16 protein-coding genes are annotated in these 18,002 nt (G+C 42.3%); 1 reads left to right on the top strand and 15 read right to left on the bottom strand.

All coding sequences use genetic code 11. The features are described from left to right. Positions 1-207: 207 nt before the first annotated feature. From L3Q70_RS01610 to trmJ, 11 genes are all read right to left on the bottom strand, one after another. Positions 208-1,491: a sugar MFS transporter gene (locus L3Q70_RS01610; RefSeq protein WP_237114740.1), complete on the bottom strand. Its 1,284-nt coding sequence runs from the start codon at positions 1,489-1,491 to the stop codon at positions 208-210. 353 nt (positions 1,492-1,844) lie between these two features. Continuing rightward, positions 1,845-4,493, bottom strand: coding sequence for a family 20 glycosylhydrolase (locus L3Q70_RS01605; RefSeq protein WP_237114739.1), 2,649 nt, complete (start codon positions 4,491-4,493; stop codon positions 1,845-1,847). Between the two features lie 227 nt (positions 4,494-4,720). Continuing rightward, positions 4,721-6,148: an NAD-dependent succinate-semialdehyde dehydrogenase gene (locus L3Q70_RS01600; RefSeq protein WP_237114738.1), complete on the bottom strand. Its 1,428-nt coding sequence runs from the start codon at positions 6,146-6,148 to the stop codon at positions 4,721-4,723. Between the two features lie 94 nt (positions 6,149-6,242). Next, a complete protein-coding gene (gene fdx / locus L3Q70_RS01595; RefSeq protein WP_062567243.1) occupies positions 6,243-6,581 on the bottom strand; it encodes an ISC system 2Fe-2S type ferredoxin in 339 nt (112 codons plus the stop codon). Positions 6,582-6,592: 11 nt separating this feature from the next. Next, positions 6,593-8,455, bottom strand: coding sequence for a Fe-S protein assembly chaperone HscA (hscA, locus tag L3Q70_RS01590; RefSeq protein WP_237114737.1), 1,863 nt, complete (start codon positions 8,453-8,455; stop codon positions 6,593-6,595). 46 nt (positions 8,456-8,501) lie between these two features. Beyond that, positions 8,502-9,029, bottom strand: a complete 528-nt coding sequence (gene hscB, locus L3Q70_RS01585) for a co-chaperone HscB (RefSeq protein ID WP_062567241.1) — start codon at positions 9,027-9,029, stop codon at positions 8,502-8,504. 78 nt (positions 9,030-9,107) lie between these two features. Then, positions 9,108-9,431 carry an iron-sulfur cluster assembly protein IscA gene (gene iscA, locus L3Q70_RS01580; protein WP_062567240.1) on the bottom strand — a complete coding sequence of 108 codons (324 nt, stop codon included), beginning with the start codon at positions 9,429-9,431 and terminating at the stop codon, positions 9,108-9,110. An 11-nt stretch (positions 9,432-9,442) separates the two neighbouring features. Further along, a complete protein-coding gene (gene iscU / locus L3Q70_RS01575; RefSeq protein WP_062567433.1) occupies positions 9,443-9,826 on the bottom strand; it encodes a Fe-S cluster assembly scaffold IscU in 384 nt (127 codons plus the stop codon). A gap of 41 nt (positions 9,827-9,867) precedes the next feature. Further along, entirely contained in the window at positions 9,868-11,085 is a 1,218-nt protein-coding gene (locus tag L3Q70_RS01570; protein ID WP_062567239.1) for an IscS subfamily cysteine desulfurase, read from the bottom strand. Positions 11,086-11,107: 22 nt separating this feature from the next. After that, positions 11,108-11,599 (bottom strand): Fe-S cluster assembly transcriptional regulator IscR, encoded by a 492-nt coding sequence (iscR, locus tag L3Q70_RS01565; RefSeq protein ID WP_062567238.1) that lies wholly within the window; start codon positions 11,597-11,599, stop codon positions 11,108-11,110. Between the two features lie 193 nt (positions 11,600-11,792). Continuing rightward, a complete protein-coding gene (gene trmJ, locus L3Q70_RS01560; protein ID WP_062567237.1) occupies positions 11,793-12,515 on the bottom strand; it encodes a tRNA (cytosine(32)/uridine(32)-2'-O)-methyltransferase TrmJ in 723 nt (240 codons plus the stop codon). Positions 12,516-12,849: 334 nt separating this feature from the next. Here trmJ and suhB point away from each other — a divergent pair, with 334 nt between their 5' ends. Beyond that, complete coding sequence (gene suhB, locus L3Q70_RS01555) at positions 12,850-13,653, top strand: inositol-1-monophosphatase (RefSeq protein ID WP_062567236.1); 804 nt, start codon at positions 12,850-12,852, stop codon at positions 13,651-13,653. Positions 13,654-13,678: 25 nt separating this feature from the next. Here the strand turns inward: suhB and L3Q70_RS01550 are convergent, their stop codons facing one another. From L3Q70_RS01550 to secF, 4 genes are all read right to left on the bottom strand, one after another. Then, positions 13,679-14,509: a transporter substrate-binding domain-containing protein gene (locus L3Q70_RS01550; RefSeq protein WP_237114736.1), complete on the bottom strand. Its 831-nt coding sequence runs from the start codon at positions 14,507-14,509 to the stop codon at positions 13,679-13,681. Positions 14,510-14,592: 83 nt separating this feature from the next. Further along, on the bottom strand, positions 14,593-16,383 hold the full coding sequence (locus L3Q70_RS01545) for a bifunctional diguanylate cyclase/phosphodiesterase (RefSeq protein ID WP_193988193.1): 1,791 nt from the start codon (positions 16,381-16,383) through the stop codon (positions 14,593-14,595). A gap of 94 nt (positions 16,384-16,477) precedes the next feature. Continuing rightward, positions 16,478-16,996, bottom strand: a complete 519-nt coding sequence (locus L3Q70_RS01540) for a hypothetical protein (protein ID WP_062567233.1) — start codon at positions 16,994-16,996, stop codon at positions 16,478-16,480. Between the two features lie 56 nt (positions 16,997-17,052). Further along, positions 17,053-18,000, bottom strand: a complete 948-nt coding sequence (secF, locus tag L3Q70_RS01535; protein ID WP_062567232.1) for a protein translocase subunit SecF — start codon at positions 17,998-18,000, stop codon at positions 17,053-17,055. Positions 18,001-18,002: the final 2 nt, after the last annotated feature.

Genomic DNA, 18,002 nt, shown 5'->3' with positions numbered 1-18,002 from the left:
AATGAACGGATACAACGGAAAAATCGACAAAAACGGGGAAAGCTCTCTTATTCTGTGAAGCAGTTTTACATCAATTTACGTACCGTTTAGCTTTGACAAAAAAATGCCACCTTTCGGTGGCATTACACACGGGATTATTTCTATTTACTAGAAATGCTTTTCACAGCTCAAGGTTAGTATTTGTATAACTTAACCTTAAGCTTATTATTACTTCCAACTTTTCATTTTATGCCCTTTTAAAGCATAGAAAAGGATAAATAAATAACAAGGCAACATCACAATATAGGCTGCCTGTTGGGCGTCAGCACTTTTAACTCCGCCACTTGCCAAACCCCAAAATAACGGGCCAAATGCACCACCGGCTATACCCATCACAAGTAAGCCCGAGCCTACACTCGTTAGTTTGCCTAAACCTGATAATGCTAACGGCCACACTGCTGGCCAAACAATCGCATTAGCAAAGCCTAGCACAGCGATGAGTAATAAGGTATCAGGAAGTACCGATTTTAGGCCTAGTAATGTTGAAATAAAAACAGACTCATTGCTTACTGTAACAATTGCTATTGTAAGCGCACAACCCAAAATCGCAGAAATTGTTAGTGCAACTTGCTGCGACAATATACGTGGAATTAATAAAATTCCTAAAAAGTAACCCAATACCATACACCCCATAGTGTATGAAGTCATAACACTATACCTTTCAACACCTAATGAAAGTGCGAAGCTGCCAATTGTATCGCCAGCAATTACTTCAACAGCTACATAAACGAATAATGCAACAATCCCTAACGCAAGGCTTGGGTGGCTCAGCGCCTCCTTTACTTGCCCTGGTTTTTGCTCATCAGCATCGTCGATTAGCTCTGGTAATGGCATTTTAGTGACGGCAAAACCGAGTACACCAATAAAAATCGCCATTCCTAAATAAGGGAGTATTAAACCATTTGCCATGGCATCGATATCAGCTTGGCTTAATTCTTTACCAACAAACCCCGTAAAATCACTTAAAATCAGCGCGGTAAAAACAATCGGTGCAATAACCCCAGCTCCTTTGTTGAGTATCCCCATGACACTCACGCGTGCTGCCGCGGACTCTTCTGGTCCAATTCTCACTACGTATGGATTAACGGCTGTTTGTAGCAAAGTTTGACCTGCGCCCATAACAAGTTGAGCAAATAAAAAGAGTGCAAACACTTGCGTTTTAGCCGCAGGAATAAACAATAACCCTGCTACCATCATGGTTGCCATTCCCAGCGCCATGCCATTTTTATAGCCCACTTTTCGAATGATCATCGCCGATGGGATCGCTGTAAATGTTACTGCAATATAAAATGAGAAAATTATCAGTGATGCCTGAAACGGTGAAAGCTGTAAAATTTGTTGTAAAAACGGCATTAACGAGCCATTTAACCATGTGGCAAAGCCTAAAATAAAAAACAGTGTCGCAACTATTGCCATTGGCACTAAGCTGCTTTGTTTATTCGTTTCTGACATAACGTTTCCCAATCACAGCATGCATTGGCCCTGCAATGCTGCTCATTTAGATTAATTATATAAAATTGATATTAAATATTTATAACACTATCGCAACAAAAATGACAGCGCTGACATATTTCTTTTAGCTATGAGCTTAACTCACGCAAAGGTACACATTGTGCAACCGTTAAAAACGCGCCATATAATAAGCGCGAATTTATTTCGCGCGAAGGAGCCACACTCTGCAACCGTTAAAAACGCGCCATATAATAGGCGCGAATCTATTTCGCGCGAAGATGCCGCACTCTGCAACCGTTAAAAACGCGCCATATAATAGGCGCGAATTTATTTCGCGCGAAATACCTTAAACATTACTCTCCAACAAAAGTAACGCGACTGGTTTGCTGCTCATTTAAGCGAGTACGCAGAGCTACTTTTGCCTTGCTATCAACCTTTACTGGCTCAGCATAAGACTGCCAGCTTTGGCCGTTATCGAGGCTGTACTCAATGCTCAAATAAGCAAAGGCGCTGTTGGCATACAGCTTACCATTTTCAATCACTCCACCTGGCACAGGCAAGTGTAAATTAATGCCACCTTGAGCTAGTTTTTCAAGCTCTTTTAAGCCAACGGCACTTGAAAACTCCGCCCAATCTTTTGCTTGTTTTTTGCTATCAACGCTTTGCCCTTCCCAATCAGCTTTGTGCCATGCACGCTCTGCAACCGATAAAATACGTGGGAAGATCATCGCTAGCACTTGATCTTCGGTACGGATTGTTTCTGACCAAACTTGACCTTGCATACCTAAAATATTCTCAGGTTTTTCAAGCTTAGGTAACGGGCGACCAACTAACGCCTCTAGATTAACAATTGGCTCGCGAGTGCGTGTGTAATCAGCATTGGCATACACATCATCTGGCATGTAGTTGAACGCTTTTTTGGTGTCGGTGTAACGGGTTGCCCAGTAATAACCACGCTCTTCAGGGTTTGCCTCGTACGGGTGATCAAAATACAAATGCGTACCATGCGATAACACCACTTGGTAACCGGCATTAGCTAAGCGATACGCCCTATCTGCAACCCCCCACTCCCAGATATTATCCCATGTATTAACGGTAAAGGTTTTATTTGGAAACTCATCACGCTTAAACGAGTTTTCACGATCATACATAATGCCATCTTCCCATATACCCGGAGAGATGCCACGTTTCTCAAGTAAGGTCGCAACACGCTGAGTAAAATAGGGTTTTAAATCTGCAGGGCCTGCAACACCATTATTAGGATCAGCAAACAGCGCCTGACAAATCGGCGAGCCAATCCACGAACCGGCCCCGACTTCATCACCACCTATGTGTAGATTTTTTAGCTGCACACCTGCTTCGCGGTACATCTGCTGTAGTTCATAGGTCACTTTATCTAAGAATGCGTAGGTTGAGTCCATACATACATTCATCGAGTTATCTTTGTAGTTTTGAACTGTCATGTACACAGAGGTGTCTTTAGGATCGGTCAATAAATATTGTGTTGCAGGGCCAATATCTACATTTTGAATTTCCTTATTAGCTGACTGTGACTTGATGTTATTTTTAGCTGTTTTTTCTGCTTCTTCAAGCAGGTTATGGTATCGCGCTTCCATCGCTTTAATTGAGGCACGCGCATGACCAGGCCCTTCAACTTCTGGGATAATTTGAATATGGCGATCTTTGGCAAATTTTAATAGCTCAACAAATTCATCACGTTTTAAGTAGCCATTACCTGAGCCTGATTTAAATGGCCCTGTACCAAGCTGCGTTAATAAACACTCGCGCTCTTCTAAATCAAAACAGCGATAACCGCCAACGTCTGTGAGTTCAGGTAAGCCTGGGATTTCAAGACGCCAACCTTCATCTTCAGAAAAGTGCCAATGTAGCTTATTCATTTTATAGCGAGCCATTTGCTCAACAAGTTTGAATATGGCTTCTTTGCCATGATAGTTACGACCGTTATCGTAATGCATGCCACGCCAGCCATAACGCGGAGCATCTTCTAATTCAAGCTGTGGTAAATTTGCAGAGTCTTTGCTGCCTGCTGGAATTAGGTTTAATACACTTTGCATCGCATAAAATACACCGGCATTATCACTGCCCACGATATTAATGACATCATCGTCAATTTCCAGTGTATAACTTTCTGCTTTACCTGTGTTTAAAGCAGGGTCAACGTTTAGGCGAATGATTTTTTCTTTGCCAAGGTTTATATGGTCAGGTTGAGCTTTTAAACTAATTCCATAGTCATCTTGCAGGTCTTGCATGAATACCATGACTTCATGTTTAAGCTGACCTTGGTAACTAATTTGCCAATCACTGTTAAGTGTTGTTGTGCCGCGGTTAAAATCAACTTTTTGCGGTTTTGGAATAATTCGTTTTAAAGCATCGTCTTTATTTACTTCGACTTTATCTTTTTGGTTTCTTTCAAAACGCACTTTTGCCGTTGCCAAAACGGATAAATCTCTTGGTTCGTTGTAACGGTATAGTTGGTTATCACGAGTGAATGGCGTAACAAACTCTTTAAAGTCCTCAGTGTCTGTATTTGCAAAGATGGCTGGCTTACTCTTACCTGCCACAAAAAATGCACGCGGCATAAAATCACTGTATGCAACAATCCATACTTGCGCATCGAAAGGAATATCTAAACTTTCGCCTGCTGCTAACCCTTTAAATGAGCTGGTTGGTACAAGACGATGTAAGTCACCATTTACATGTTCAACATTGAGGCCTGCGACATGCTCTGTTGAAATTTTACGAACCGAATGGATATAAAGTTGCCAATCACTTTCGCCTGCAGGTAACGCAACATCAGAGCGGTTGTTAAGGGTGATTTTTCCTAAAAAGCCCGCGTCTCTGTTACGAAAGTTATCTTCAACTGAAAACAGTAACTCGGTATCTTTAGCAAACTGATTTACCTGCGACTGTGTGAGTGCCGCGTTTGCCATTATAGGTGCTGCCATTATCATTGCAGCGAGTGCAGACTTTTTAAAACCCATTACTTTCTCCTCGTTTATGCCCTGAGTTTACGGTATTTTTTCCGTATTACTTGTCATTTTTGTTTATTATTCATACCTATCATATAAAAACTAAAATGACAGCGCTATCATTTTATCGGAAATAAACGGGAAGATGTCGGCGTGAAACTGGTTTGGCACAGAAATTTAAACGCGCCATGCAAGCAAGACGCCTACCGGTGTAGGCGTGAAATTTATTTCGCGTGAGATTAGACCTTAATGCAAAGATACTTTTCTTCAAGGTACTCATTTAATCCTTGATGACCACCTTCACGGCCAAGACCAGATTGCTTTACACCACCAAATGGCGCAACAGGGTTTGAGATGAGTCCTTCATTAATACCAATCATGCCGTATTCAAGTGCTTCGCTTACGCGATAAACTTGCTTGATATTTTCACTGTAAAAATACGCAGCTAAACCATACGGCACATCGTTAGCAAGCTGCAAGACTTCTTGTTCATCATCAAAAGCAATTATGCTTACTACAGGACCAAACACTTCATCATGGTAGATATCCATCTGTGGTGTCACACCAGTTAAAATCAATGGCGCTTGAAAGCTACCTTCAAGTTCGCTGTTATCACCAATTAATGACGCCCCTTTATCTACTGCATCTTGCACAAGTGTTTGCACTTTCTCTTTTGCTTTAGGATAAATTAATGGGCCAATATCCACCCCGTCATCCAAGCCATTGCCTACCTTTAACTCAGCCACTTTGTCTGTGAGTTTTTCAAGCACCGTCTCTAGCACTGAACGCTGAACAAAAATTCGGTTTGCTGCCACACAGGTTTGCCCTGCGTTTCTGAATTTAGCCCCCATAAGGCCAGCAACAGCTTCATCTAAATCGGCATTTTCAAAAATAATAAACGGTGCATTACCACCAAGTTCCATCGATGTTTGCTTTATTGTTGATGCGCACTGTGAAAGTAACTGCTTACCTACAGCGGTTGAACCTGTAAATGTGAACTTACGTACACGCTCAGATTCAGTCATGATTTCGCCAACCATTTTTGCATTCTCTGAGACCACTACATTTAACGCCCCTTTTACAAACCCTGCTTTATCTGCAAGGTAAGCCAAAGCAATTGCACATAAAGGGGTATGCTCAGAAGGCTTAATAACAAAACTACAACCCGCTGCATATGCAGGGGCAACCTTACGGGTGATCATGGCGATTGGGAAGTTCCACGGTGTAATACCAGCAACAACACCGATTGGCTGCTTTATGGTTGATAGACGATGTTGGCTGTCTGTAGCAGGAATCGTGTCGCCGTAACTACGCTTGGCTTCTTCGCTAAACCATTTAATAAAGCCCGCACCGTACTCCACTTCACCCAATGCTTCTTTTAAAGGTTTGCCTTGCTCTTTGGTCATCAGCTCAGCAAGTTGCTGTTTGTGCTCAATAACCAACTCATACCAGCGACGCAACGTTTCACTACGCTCAGTTGCCGTTGTTTGTTTTAGCTTGCTAAATGCCTCGTCAGCACTTTTAATGGCCAGCTCAACGCCAGCTTCATCAATATCAGACACATCAGTAATTGCTTGTCCGGTTGCAGGGTTATCTACACTAAAGCGCTGGCTCGTAGAATAAAAGTCACCATCGATAAACGAATCAGAAAAAACTAAATCAGACATAAAACCTCCTAGTAAAGCGGACCGCAAAAAACAAAAAACCGCTGTAGAGACCAAGCAACTACAGCGGTTTTTAGGTATTCAAAGCCGTTAAGAATTAATGCTCTTCATTAACGATATTGAGATTATACTTTGGAATTTCAACTACCAGATCTTCATCTTTAATAATTGCTTGGCAACCAAGACGAGACTCAGGCTCAAGACCCCATGCTTTATCCAACATGTCATCTTCTAGCTCATCACTTTCATCTAAAGAGTCAAAGCCTTCACGGATAATTAAGTGGCATGTTGTACACGCGCATGACTTTTCACAGGCATGCGGAATACTAATACCATTTTTAAGCGCAACATCTAATACGGTTTCGCCTGTAGGAGCTTCAATAGCAGCGCCTTCTGGGCATAACTCTTCGTGTGGAAGAAAAATAATTTGTGGCATACCTTACCTCGTTAAACTTCGTCTACTGACTGCCCTTGCAGCGCTTTTTTGATTGATGCATCCATTCTACGCGCAGCGAACTCGCTACTTGCATTGTCGACAGCTTCAATTGCTGCTTTAATTTCTGCCGGTGTTGTTGCGCTTTCGCGTACCGCAACAAGTTTAGCAATTTCTGCTTTTAACGCAGCTAATTCTTGTTCATCAAGTAATGCACTGTCAGTTGCGAGTGATGCTTCTAGTGCTTCAACAACGCGTAACGCTTCAACTTGTTGCTCTTTAAGCATACGCGCTTGCATGTCGTCTTTGGCATTACTCATTGAATCTTTTAGCATGTTCGCAACTTGGTCATCCGATAAACCAAATGATGGTTTTACTTGGATTTCAGCTTGCACACCGGTTGATTTTTCCATTGCCGATACGCTTAACAAGCCATCTGCATCAACTTTAAAGGTTACGCGAATATGCGCAGCACCTGCGGCCATGGCCGGAATACCTTTTAAACTGAATTTTGCCAGCGAGCGGCAGTCATCAACTAGCTCACGCTCACCTTGTAGTACATGCAGCGACATCGCCGTTTGACCATCTTTAAAGGTGGTAAACTCTTGTGCACGTGCAACAGGAATAGTGGTATTACGTGGAATGATTTTCTCAACCAAGCCACCCATGGTCTCAAGACCCAATGACAGTGGTAATACGTCTAATAGCAGCATGTCTGAATCTGGTTTATTGCCAACCAGTACATCTGCTTGTAATGCTGCGCCGAGTGCAACGACGCGATCAGGGTCAATTGAAGTCAGTGGCTCTTTATCAAAAAATGCCGCAACTTGAGAGCGTACAATTGGCATACGTGTCGAGCCGCCAACCATTACCACTTGCAGTACTTCTTCGTTTTCGATACCCGCATCTTTTACCGCACGGCGACAAGAACGCAGTGTTTTCTTCACAAGACCAAGTGCTAGTTCATCAAAGGTTTCGCGGGTTACTTCAACTTTGTGGCTTTGACCATCAAATTCTAAGCCTACATTGACAGTTTGGTATTGGCTTAGCGCTTCTTTACAGGCTTTTGCTTTATTAATAAATAAACGCAGTACCGATGCAGAAAGCTCGCTCACACCGGTTTGTTTTTTGAAGTAATCCACTAACAGTGAGTCAAAATCATCACCACCTAGGCTTGAGTCACCGCCTGTAGCAAGGACTTCGAACACACCTTGGTGCAGGCGTAAAATAGAAATATCAAACGTACCGCCACCTAAATCGTATACGGCGATAATGCCTTCTTGGCCTGAATCAAGGCCATAAGCAACCGCCGCCGCTGTTGGCTCGTTTAATAAACGTAATACGTTGATGCCAGCAAGTTCAGCGGCATCCTTGGTGCTTTGTCGCTGTGCATCATCAAAATACGCTGGTACAGTAATAACCGCACCTAAAATATCTTGCCCTGCAAAGCTATCTTCTGCACGCAGTTTCAAGGCTTTTAAAATTTCACTCGATGCAGTTACTGGGCTAATTGCGCCCGCAACGGTGCTGATTGCTAACGAGCCATCATGCTCACAAAATTGATACGGCAGTTGACCATAACTTTTTTCGATTTCAGCCTGCGTTTTACCTAAGAAACGCTTCACTGAGATCAAAGTATTAGCAGGGTCTTGAGTGGCAGCTGCCGCCGCTCGTTCACCCACCACGATGCTATCTGCTTGGTATTGCACAACCGATGGAAGCATCGCATTGCCTGCTAAATCAGTCAGTGTGCGGGCTTCGCCGCTTTGCACTGTTGCAACTAACGAGTTGGTTGTCCCAAGGTCAATACCGACTGCTAATTTGTGCTCATGTGGTGCCGCGCTCTGCCCCGGCTCAGCAATTTGCAATAATGCCATAATGCTCTTTTTAAACTCTTAAATAGCTGCTTTATACAACTAATAATTAATCATCAAATAAACTGTCTTCAATGCGCTCAAGTTCATCTCGCAATTTATAAACGAACTTTAATTTACGAATATTATCCGCAGCTGCTTGCCATTGTTGTTCATCATTACTGGCTAATTGCTCAGCAAGTTCGCGACTATATTGCTTGTCTAACTGTTTAATTTGCGTTTCAAACTGCGCGATGGCTGCATCAGGATCTGCGGCATTTTCAAGCTCTTCGAGTTCTTCGCGAAGTTCCATTTGCTGCATTAAGAAATGTGGGTCTTGTAAGGTTTGCTGTTCAGCACGAATATCCACACCTAGCTCACTCAACATGTACTCTGCGCGCTTCACGGGGTGTTTTAAGGTTTGTAACGCATCATTGATTTCAGCCGCATTTTGCACAGCAAGTAACTTATCGCGGCTGCTTGAACTGGCATGGCGATCAGGGTGAACTGCGCGTTGCAGCTCAAGGTAGTGTTTATTTATCGTCGCTAAATCAATATTGTAATCAACTGGAATTGCAAATAATTCAAAGTAACGCATTACATTATCCAACTAGGTGAACAGGAAATAACAAAGCCCTACATAGGCAGGGCTTCAAGCGAGGAAAATTTTTTGAGCTTAAACCGTGAAGCTTTCGCCACATCCACACTCATCAGCTTGATTCGGATTATTAAACTTAAACCCTTCATTCAAACCTTCTTTGGTGTAATCAAGCTCAGTGCCATCAATGTACACTAAGCTTTTCGCATCAACGATTACTTTTACACCACGGCTTTCAAAAATTTCGTCGCCTTCTGCTAAGTCGTCAACAAACTCAAGAACATAAGCAAGACCTGAACAGCCCGTCGTTTTAATGCCAACGCGTAGGCCAATGCCTTTGCCGCGATTTGCTAAAAATGATTCTACGCGGTTTGCTGCCGCATCTGTCAATGTCACTGCCATGAAATTATCTCTTACTTCGCTTGTTTGCTTTTGTAGTCAGCAATTGCTGCTTGAATTGCGTCTTCCGCTAAAATAGAACAGTGAATTTTCACTGGCGGTAACTCAAGCTCAGCACTGATATCAGTGTTTTTGATTGTTGCCGCTTCGTCTAAGGTTTTGCCTTTTACCCACTCAGTTACAAGTGAAGAAGAAGCGATTGCACTACCACAACCATATGTTTTAAATTTTGCATCTTCAATAACACCTTCTGGTGATACCTTGATTTGCAATTTCATTACGTCACCACACGCTGGTGCACCCACCATGCCTGTTGCAACTGACGGATCGTTTTTGTCTAATACACCCACGTTACGTGGATTTTCAACATGATCGATTACTTTATCACTATAAGCCATAATACTATCCTCACTACCTGCTAGCGGCGGTTCATCACTAATTAGTGATGCGCCCACTCAACTGAATCTAAATCAATACCTTCTTGATGCATTTCCCATAGAGGAGACATCTCACGTAAACGGCCGATCGAGTTTTTGATTAGTTCAACGGTGTAATCAATCTCTTCTTCAGTCGTAAAGCGGCCAATGCTGAAACGAATTGAGCTGTGTGCTAACTCGTCATTACGGCCTAATGCACGTAGTACATAAGAAGGCTCTAAGCTTGCTGAGGTACAGGCTGAACCTGATGAAACAGCAATGTCTTTAACAGCCATTAATAACGACTCACCCTCAACAAAGTTGAAGCTGATGTTTACAATACCTGGCACTGACTGGCTTGGTTCACCATTAAAGTAAACTTCGTCCATATCAGCCATGATGCCATCAATCAAACGCTTACGTAGTGCGCTGATGTGTGCATGATCTTTTTCGAAATCTTCTTTCGCGATTCTAAATGCCGCACCCATACCTACTAACTGGTGAGTAGCCAGTGTACCTGAACGCATACCACGCTCATGACCACCACCGTGCATTTGTGCTTCTAAACGAGCACGTGGCTTACGGCGAACGTAAAGTGCGCCAACCCCCTTCGGACCATATACTTTGTGGCCAGAGAACGACATAAAATCTACTTTTAACTGTTGCACGTCGATAAGTACTTTACCTGCGCTTTGTGCAGCATCTACGTGGAACATAATTTTGCGCTCACGGCACATTTCGCCGATTGTCGCGATATCTTGGATAACACCTAGCTCGTTATTTACGTGCATGACACTTACAAGCACTGTGTCATCACGCATTGTTTCTTCCAGCTTTTTAAGGTCTAGAAGGCCGTTTTCTTCAACGTCCATATAGGTTACTTCAAACCCTTGACGCTCAAGTTCACGACATGTATCGATAACAGCTTTATGTTCTGTTTTAACCGTAATAACGTGCTTACCTTTCTTTTTGTAGAATTGCGCCGCACCTTTAATAGCTAGGTTATTTGATTCTGTTGCGCCAGAGGTAAACACGATTTCGCGTGGATCAGCATTAATTAGATCAGCAATATCTGTACGCGCTTGATCAACCGCTTCTTCAGCTTGCCAACCAAAACGGTGTGAGCGTGATGCAGGGTTACCAAAATTACCGTCCATAGTCAGGCATTGCATCATTTCTTTTGCCACACGTTCATCAACAGGCGTGGTTGCTGCGTAATCTAAATAAATCGGTAACTTCATTTCTCTCTCCGCTTTCGTCAAGCTACAGTTGACAGCTTACTTGAATGTTTTCCAGTTGCTTAATTGCATTATTGATGCTGTTATCTTGGCGAGATGCGACTTCTTTTACGTCTGATTTCTCAACCAATTCAGCAAGGGTAATACTATTTAAAAAATCTTCGATACGTGCGCTCAAATCAGACCACAGAGTATGAGTCAAGCAGCGCATGCCGCTTTGGCAGCCACCCGTTGCACCATGGCAGCGAGTTGCATCAACAGATTCATCAACAGCATTAATAACATCACCAACAGAAATTTTATCTGCGTCACGCCCTAATAAATATCCGCCACCGGGGCCACGCACTGAACTCACTAAGCCATTTTTTCTAAGTCTGGCAAATAGCTGTTCTAAATATGATAAGGAAATCTCTTGTCGTTCTGATATATCGGCCAGGGGCACTGCACCCACATTTGTATGGAGTGCAACATCCAACATGGCGGTTACTGCGTATCTGCCTTTTGATGTTAACTTCATGGAGCCCCCGATATTACTGCACGCTAAGGTGTGCAAATTTTAATTACCAGACCAAAATAGTCAAGTATTATCATCTGATAAAAATAGATGTTCATCATTGATAAAACCGAATACCTGACAAAAATAGTCAAGTACTAGGTGTTATTGTAATTACCTGAGTAATTTAGTCAAGTATTATACTTATAACCAGTGATTATTTTATAGACTTATTAATTGAGGTAAGAATACCGCGCAGAATATTCATTTCGGCTTCTTCAGGACGTGCGCGATTAAATAAACGACGTAATTTGGTCATCACTAAACCTGGGTGTTGTTTAATGATAAAGCCAGTGTCATTCAATGTTTGTTCTAGATGCTCGTAAAACAACTCAGTTTGTTTAGCACTTGGGTAGGTTGCTTCATCTTCTTCTTGCGCTTTTGGTTGTGTATTCAAGTAAGCCATGCGTGTTTCATAGCATAGCGTTTGTACAGCCATCGCTAGGTTGAGTGAGCTATATTCAGGGTTTGCAGGAATACATACATGGTAATTACATTGCTGTAACTCTTCATTAGTTAGACCACTATTCTCACGACCAAACACAAGTGCAACTGGGCCATTTTCAGCCTCTGCCACGAGCTTTTCACCGCATTCACGCGGCTCTACCATAGGCCATGATAACGTACGCGAACGCGCGCTAGTACCAATTGTTAGAGAGCAATCAGCAATGGCATCGGCAAGGGTATCAACAACCACCGCTTTGCCGAGCACATCGGTTGCACCCGCTGCAAGCGCACTGGCATGACTATCAATTTCACAAGCAGGATCAACAAGGTATAAATTTGATAAACCCATCGTTTTCATCGCTCGTGCTGCTGAGCCAATATTACCAGAATGAGATGTGTTAACTAATACGATACGAATATCATCAAGTGTCATTGCGTTGTTACTTACTGAATGTCAAAAATTGCGCGAATTCTAGCACGAAAGCAATTCTAGAGGCTATATAGATCGTGCAGTCAATCATAATTGATCGTAGATCATGTTTGCGATTTATCACGTTTATTGGTGATAAGTCGGGATGAATTAGAGCACGAAACTGCGCTAAAAGTTTTTCGCTGTTAAAATTTATGAGGTCGAAATTTAATTTAAAATCAGCTCAGTACAAAAAACAACCAAAACTATTTCTGCTTTGTTGTTTACTTTGCAGTAAAAACCGCTAGAATACGCCGGCTTAAATATATTCGTTCTTTTACAACCCAAAGGTAATGCTATGCATCCAATGTTAAACATTGCGGTTCGCGCTGCGCGTAACGCAGGCAAAATTTTACTTCGTGCAAGCGAAGATTTATCAAAAGTTGATGTACAACAAAAAGGCACTAACGACTTAGTGACTAACATCGATAAAGAAGCTGAAGCCGCAATTCGTGACACTATTTTAAAATCTTACCCAGATCACAGTATCGTAGGTGAAGAACTTGGTGAGCACAAAGGTAAAGATGCAGATTACCAATGGATTGTAGACCCACTTGATGGCACAACAAACTTCATCAAGGGTATTCCTCATTTCGCAGTATCAATTGCACTTAAAGTTAAAGGTCGTTTAGACCAAGCCGTGATCTATGACCCTATTCGTGGTGAATTATTCACTGCATCACGTGGTCAAGGCGCACAGCTTAACAGCAAGCGTTTACGCGTAACTAAAACTAACGAGTTAGCAGGTTCTATCCTTGCAACAGGCTTCCCATTCAAGCAAAAGCATCACTTAGACGCATACTCAGAAGCGTTTAAAGCACTTTTCGTACACACTGCTGATATTCGCCGCGCAGGCTCTGCTGCATTAGATATGGCTTATGTTGCTGCGGGTCGTGTTGATGGTTTCTTTGAAATTGGCCTTAAGCCATGGGACACAGCAGCGGGCGAGCTTTTAGTAAAAGAAGCTGGCGGTATGGTTGTTGATTTCGCAGGGGGTATTAACTACAACCAAAGCGGCAACATCATCTGCGGTGCACCTAAGTTAACACAAGCGATCATTCGTGAAATTCGTCCTGTATTAACTGAGTCACTACTTCGCTAACAGCGGTTGTAATCTAAAAAAGGAGCTAAGGCTCCTTTTTTTGTGGCCGAAAGTACTCATTTTCCAATGCAATTTCAAGCGTATTACCTTCTTTGAATGGCAAGCTCGCTAAACCTTCAGCAAAGTATCGATTAAACATTTCATCAAACTCTCCCGATGCTTGCATCGTTTGCAATCCTTTCAACAACGCTTTCGCTAGCGCTGGCTTACGATGACTGACAAAGAAATAAAATGCAGTTGGGTAACTAATATACACATCGGGAACAATCATTAGCCGCTCGTCATTTATCTGCTCAAGCTCAGACATAACTTCTATAAAAGAGCGAGGAAAATAGTCAACGCGCCCAGCAATAACTAAGCTAAACATGGCTTGATAATTAGCTAATGGCCTAACCGATAGACCATTTTGAGCTAAAATTTTTGTATCAGGCCAGTCATGCCCCTGTATAGCAGTGAACTGGGCGAGGTCACGCTTATTTTTAAGCTGGGTAAAACGAGGCAAAAATGACCGTTTTGTCAGTAATGCCCGCTTACCAATATACCCTTTGAATAAAGGGACTGGCACGGCAATGGCTAATTGCTCACGCTCTGGGCTGGTCATACTCCAGTAGATATCAGCTTGATTAGCATCAAGCCTTAGCAAGGTTCGTTGTTGATGGGGGTGAACCAACACTTTGTTTATCTTAACAGGGAATTGAGCAGCCTCTAAGGCTTTAAGTAACAGCTCATTAAGGTAATCATCACGTTTATACAGAGGACGTTGTTCAACTGCTAGATTAACAACGGTATCGGCATACACATTTGGGCTGCACATTAGTGTAATTAATACAAAGGCTACGGCTGTTAATTGCTTCATTATTATTTTTATCATTGTGTTTTTTTTAAGCTACACCTAGCCTTTAAGTGGTACAAGTAAAATTAGTCCAACTTAAAATTAATTCATAATCCGATACGCGCTGTGTCATCACTTGCACAGCTAAGCCTGACCACCGCGGGGGCAGGACGACTGCGTTTACAGACAAACAAATGACTCGTTTGATAACGTTTAGCTTCTTTTTTAGCATCAGTCGCCAATGCAGCAACTTGATGGCTATTGATACAAAGCTCTAAATCGGGCTTCACAAGGCCTATCGATAATGTAAGCAATGGCACAAACTGCTTTTTACCTTCTCTATTGCTGGCCCAATAACCGCCTTGCTCAATATGCTCTGGGGTAAAAAAGGCACGCGATTTTTGCTCAAATAAAGCTATAATGTTGTGGCAAACGGTGTGTGCATCCTCTTTATCAAACACCACCATAAAGTCATCCCCCCCTATGTGGCCAACAAACCCTTTACTGAGACTAGATGCGTCAACAATAACCTCTGCTAATAATTTGATAACACTGTCACCGCTTGCATAACCGTATAAATCATTAAATTGTTTAAAATGGTTTAGATCGACATAGGCGAGTGAAAATGGGTATTTATTGCGAAGTCTCAACTCAATCGCTTCGTTAATAGCGACATTACCTGGCAGCATAGTCAATGGGTTTGCATGTTGAGCATGGCGTATTTTTTCTTCTGTAATATGCTTTAAAATATTACGCAATGGCGCTAAACCAAGATATTGCTGTTCACGGGTAATGACAATATGCCGGCGAATATCAAATTCAAACTCGGTAATTTGCTGACTTACCGTATCCAGTAACTCATTTTCGTCAACGACCAGAGGTTGCTTGTCCATCAAGGATGTCACCGGTTGTTTATCATAAAGTGCATGCCCATAAGGTGCGGCGAATACTTCTGTTAGTTGGTCTCGGTGTAGTAATCCAACGGGAATGTTGTGCTGAAGAACAGCAAGACTTGTAAGCGATTTATCCTGCTCAAAAAGGCTATGCGCATCTTTGCAGCGTGTGGTTGTTTCGATACTGGCATATTCCACAGCTAACCAGCCAATAGCCATCGATTGCTCAAAACTACTCGGATTATCAGATGACTCTAAATGTGCTAAGCACTGAATATTAATTTGATAGCTGGGCTGTAAGCTTGGTCTTTCCAGTAAAAACCCTTGTGCATGTTGAATCCCTAACCCCTCAAGCAAGCGTAACTCCTCTGCCCGCTCAATTCCCTCAGCAATAACTTGCGTGTTTGTTGCTTTGGCAAGCACAATAATTGATTTTAGAAACTCTTTTTTCACCACACTCTGGTCGCAGTGATCAATAAAGTAGCGATCTATTTTTACAAAGTCAGGACACAATTCAGACCATTGCTTTAAACCTGAATAGCCTGCCCCTAAATCATCAATAGCAATGGAAAAACCGAGTTCACGATAATGGCCAATAGTCTTTAATAATAAAAAGCCATCTTCCACTTTTTCTTGCTCAGTGACTTCTATAACAACACGATTCGCCGCCAAACCAAAATGTTCAACAAGATGTAATGTTTCTCCTTTAGGATGGCACGGGTCGAGTAGAGTCTTTGGGCTTACGTTTAAAAAGAGCTTACCTTGTAAGTTTAACTTAACGAAGTTTTCTATCGCCTTACTTCGACACAAGAGCTCTAACTCTGAAATTTTATTGCATGCAATTGCTTCGCGAAACAAGGCGCTAGGCATTTCTAATTCTGAGCCTTTTGGACCACGGCTAAGGGCTTCATAACCCAAGATATGCTGATTAGAAATATCAAAGATAGGCTGAAATAAGGTTTTTATTTCACTGTTATCTAAAATTCGCTGTAGTGGTTCGCTCACCTTTCACCTAGCGTCTGTTTTAAAAGTAGGCAATTAAAGTAGCAATTCTGTATGACAATTTTATGGCAACTTAACTTATCACCATGATGATTATTCAATTTAGTTGTTTAATACGCGCAATACTATCAATCATTTTTAACTTAGCTTGATGGTAGTCTTGTTCAGTTATTGCAGCCTGCTCTGCGATAGCAAAAACGGCTAAAGCGTTAAGCAGTAACTGTTGCGTATGGTAACAACGAGGCTCTGTAAAATCGGGTAACGCAGGGGCGTGCTTCATCGGCGTCGACTGTACCGCCTTTGTCGCTTTCATCTTAGACACATAATCAGCCATTGCTAGCAAACTAGCTTCACATTCTGGTAGCTGTGTTTTCATTGCTAAAAATAGCGACTCAGATGAGTTTATCAAGCTATCGATAGCTTCTTTAACCGTTAATTGATCCGACTCAGCTTGTAGGCTAGTTAACACCCTCCACACTAAGCCTTCATAGGCTATTAGTGGTTGTTGTAAAGTTGCCTCTTGTGATTGTTGAGCTGCTGTTGATTGCTGCTCTTGTTGGTCTTTACAGGCACTCAATAAGTAGATAATACATAGACTCATTAAGAGATGTTTCATAAATTTGTTCCAATAAAAAACCGCCCAACAGGGCGGTTCTTGTCAAGCTAGGCTTATTAAGGCATAGGATCGAGATCCGCACCTTCTTTTTCAATTACTTCTGGAATTAGGTCTTCTTTGCTGACACCCATTGCAATCGCTACTGCTGAAGCAACGTATACAGAAGAGTAAGTACCGATGAACACACCAAATAGTAATGCTGTCGCAAAACCGTGAATCGTTTGACCACCCCATACGAACAACGCAATCAATACTAAGATCGTGGTGATTGATGTAACTAAGGTACGGTTTAGGGTTTGCGTTAATGAAATATCGATAATTTCAATCGTGTCATCAACACGTACTTTACGGAAGTTTTCGCGGATACGGTCAGATACAACGATGGTGTCGTTGAGTGAGTAACCAATTACCGCCAAAATGGCCGCAAGAATCGTTAAGTCAAACTCAAGACCAAGCACTGAGAACAAGCCCAACGTGATAATAACGTCGTGTAAAAGCGCAGATACCGCACCTACCGCAAAGCGCCATTCAAATCGAAACGCAACGTAAATCAAGATACAAATAAGCGCAGTTAACATGGCAAGGCCACCCTGCTCTTTTAAGTCTTCGCCTACGCTTGGACCAACAAACTCGATACGGCGCATTTCAACGCTTGAATCTGTTTGCTTTAACGCCGTAATGATTTGATTACCAATCACCTCTGCTTTTACGCCATCCCCTTGTGGTGCAAGACGTACTAAAATCTCTTTACTTGAGCCAAACAGCTGTACTGAGAAGTCTTCAAAGCCACTTTCAGTAATGGCTTCACGCACTTTTTTCAGATCGGCAGGCTGTGCAAAGCCCACTTCAACCGCTGTACCGCCAGTGAAGTCGAGACCGAAGTTCAAGCCTTTAGTAAAAAACGATACGAAAGAAGCCAAGATCAACAAAGTTGATACTGTCATGGCAAACTTACGTAACTTCATAAACGGTAGTGTTTTACCACCTAGTTTTAAAATTTGCATGC

Origin of the sequence: Pseudoalteromonas sp. CF6-2 (genome assembly GCF_021729425.1) — a bacterium.
In the GTDB taxonomy this organism is placed as follows: Bacteria; Pseudomonadota; Gammaproteobacteria; order Enterobacterales; family Alteromonadaceae; genus Pseudoalteromonas; species Pseudoalteromonas arabiensis.
Note: the sequence above shows the minus strand (reverse complement) of the source record. Positions and strands in the feature narration are given on the sequence as shown.

What these genes read in the sequence shown, in the direction of transcription:
- L3Q70_RS01550 (WP_237114736.1), bottom strand. Translation starts at nt 14,509, where the DNA reads ATGAAGCAATTAACAGCCGTAGCCTTTGTATTAATTACACTAATGTGC.
- L3Q70_RS01600 (WP_237114738.1), bottom strand. Translation starts at nt 6,148, where the DNA reads ATGTCTGATTTAGTTTTTTCTGATTCGTTTATCGATGGTGACTTTTAT.
- trmJ (WP_062567237.1), bottom strand. Translation starts at nt 12,515, where the DNA reads ATGACACTTGATGATATTCGTATCGTATTAGTTAACACATCTCATTCT.
- L3Q70_RS01610 (WP_237114740.1), bottom strand. Translation starts at nt 1,491, where the DNA reads ATGTCAGAAACGAATAAACAAAGCAGCTTAGTGCCAATGGCAATAGTT.
- hscA (WP_237114737.1), bottom strand. Translation starts at nt 8,455, where the DNA reads ATGGCATTATTGCAAATTGCTGAGCCGGGGCAGAGCGCGGCACCACAT.
- L3Q70_RS01605 (WP_237114739.1), bottom strand. Translation starts at nt 4,493, where the DNA reads ATGGGTTTTAAAAAGTCTGCACTCGCTGCAATGATAATGGCAGCACCT.
- fdx (WP_062567243.1), bottom strand. Translation starts at nt 6,581, where the DNA reads ATGCCACAAATTATTTTTCTTCCACACGAAGAGTTATGCCCAGAAGGC.
- L3Q70_RS01570 (WP_062567239.1), bottom strand. Translation starts at nt 11,085, where the DNA reads ATGAAGTTACCGATTTATTTAGATTACGCAGCAACCACGCCTGTTGAT.
- L3Q70_RS01540 (WP_062567233.1), bottom strand. Translation starts at nt 16,996, where the DNA reads ATGAAACATCTCTTAATGAGTCTATGTATTATCTACTTATTGAGTGCC.
- iscR (WP_062567238.1), bottom strand. Translation starts at nt 11,599, where the DNA reads ATGAAGTTAACATCAAAAGGCAGATACGCAGTAACCGCCATGTTGGAT.
- secF (WP_062567232.1), bottom strand. Translation starts at nt 18,000, where the DNA reads ATGCAAATTTTAAAACTAGGTGGTAAAACACTACCGTTTATGAAGTTA.
- suhB (WP_062567236.1), top strand. Translation starts at nt 12,850, where the DNA reads ATGCATCCAATGTTAAACATTGCGGTTCGCGCTGCGCGTAACGCAGGC.
- iscA (WP_062567240.1), bottom strand. Translation starts at nt 9,431, where the DNA reads ATGGCAGTGACATTGACAGATGCGGCAGCAAACCGCGTAGAATCATTT.
- hscB (WP_062567241.1), bottom strand. Translation starts at nt 9,029, where the DNA reads ATGCGTTACTTTGAATTATTTGCAATTCCAGTTGATTACAATATTGAT.
- iscU (WP_062567433.1), bottom strand. Translation starts at nt 9,826, where the DNA reads ATGGCTTATAGTGATAAAGTAATCGATCATGTTGAAAATCCACGTAAC.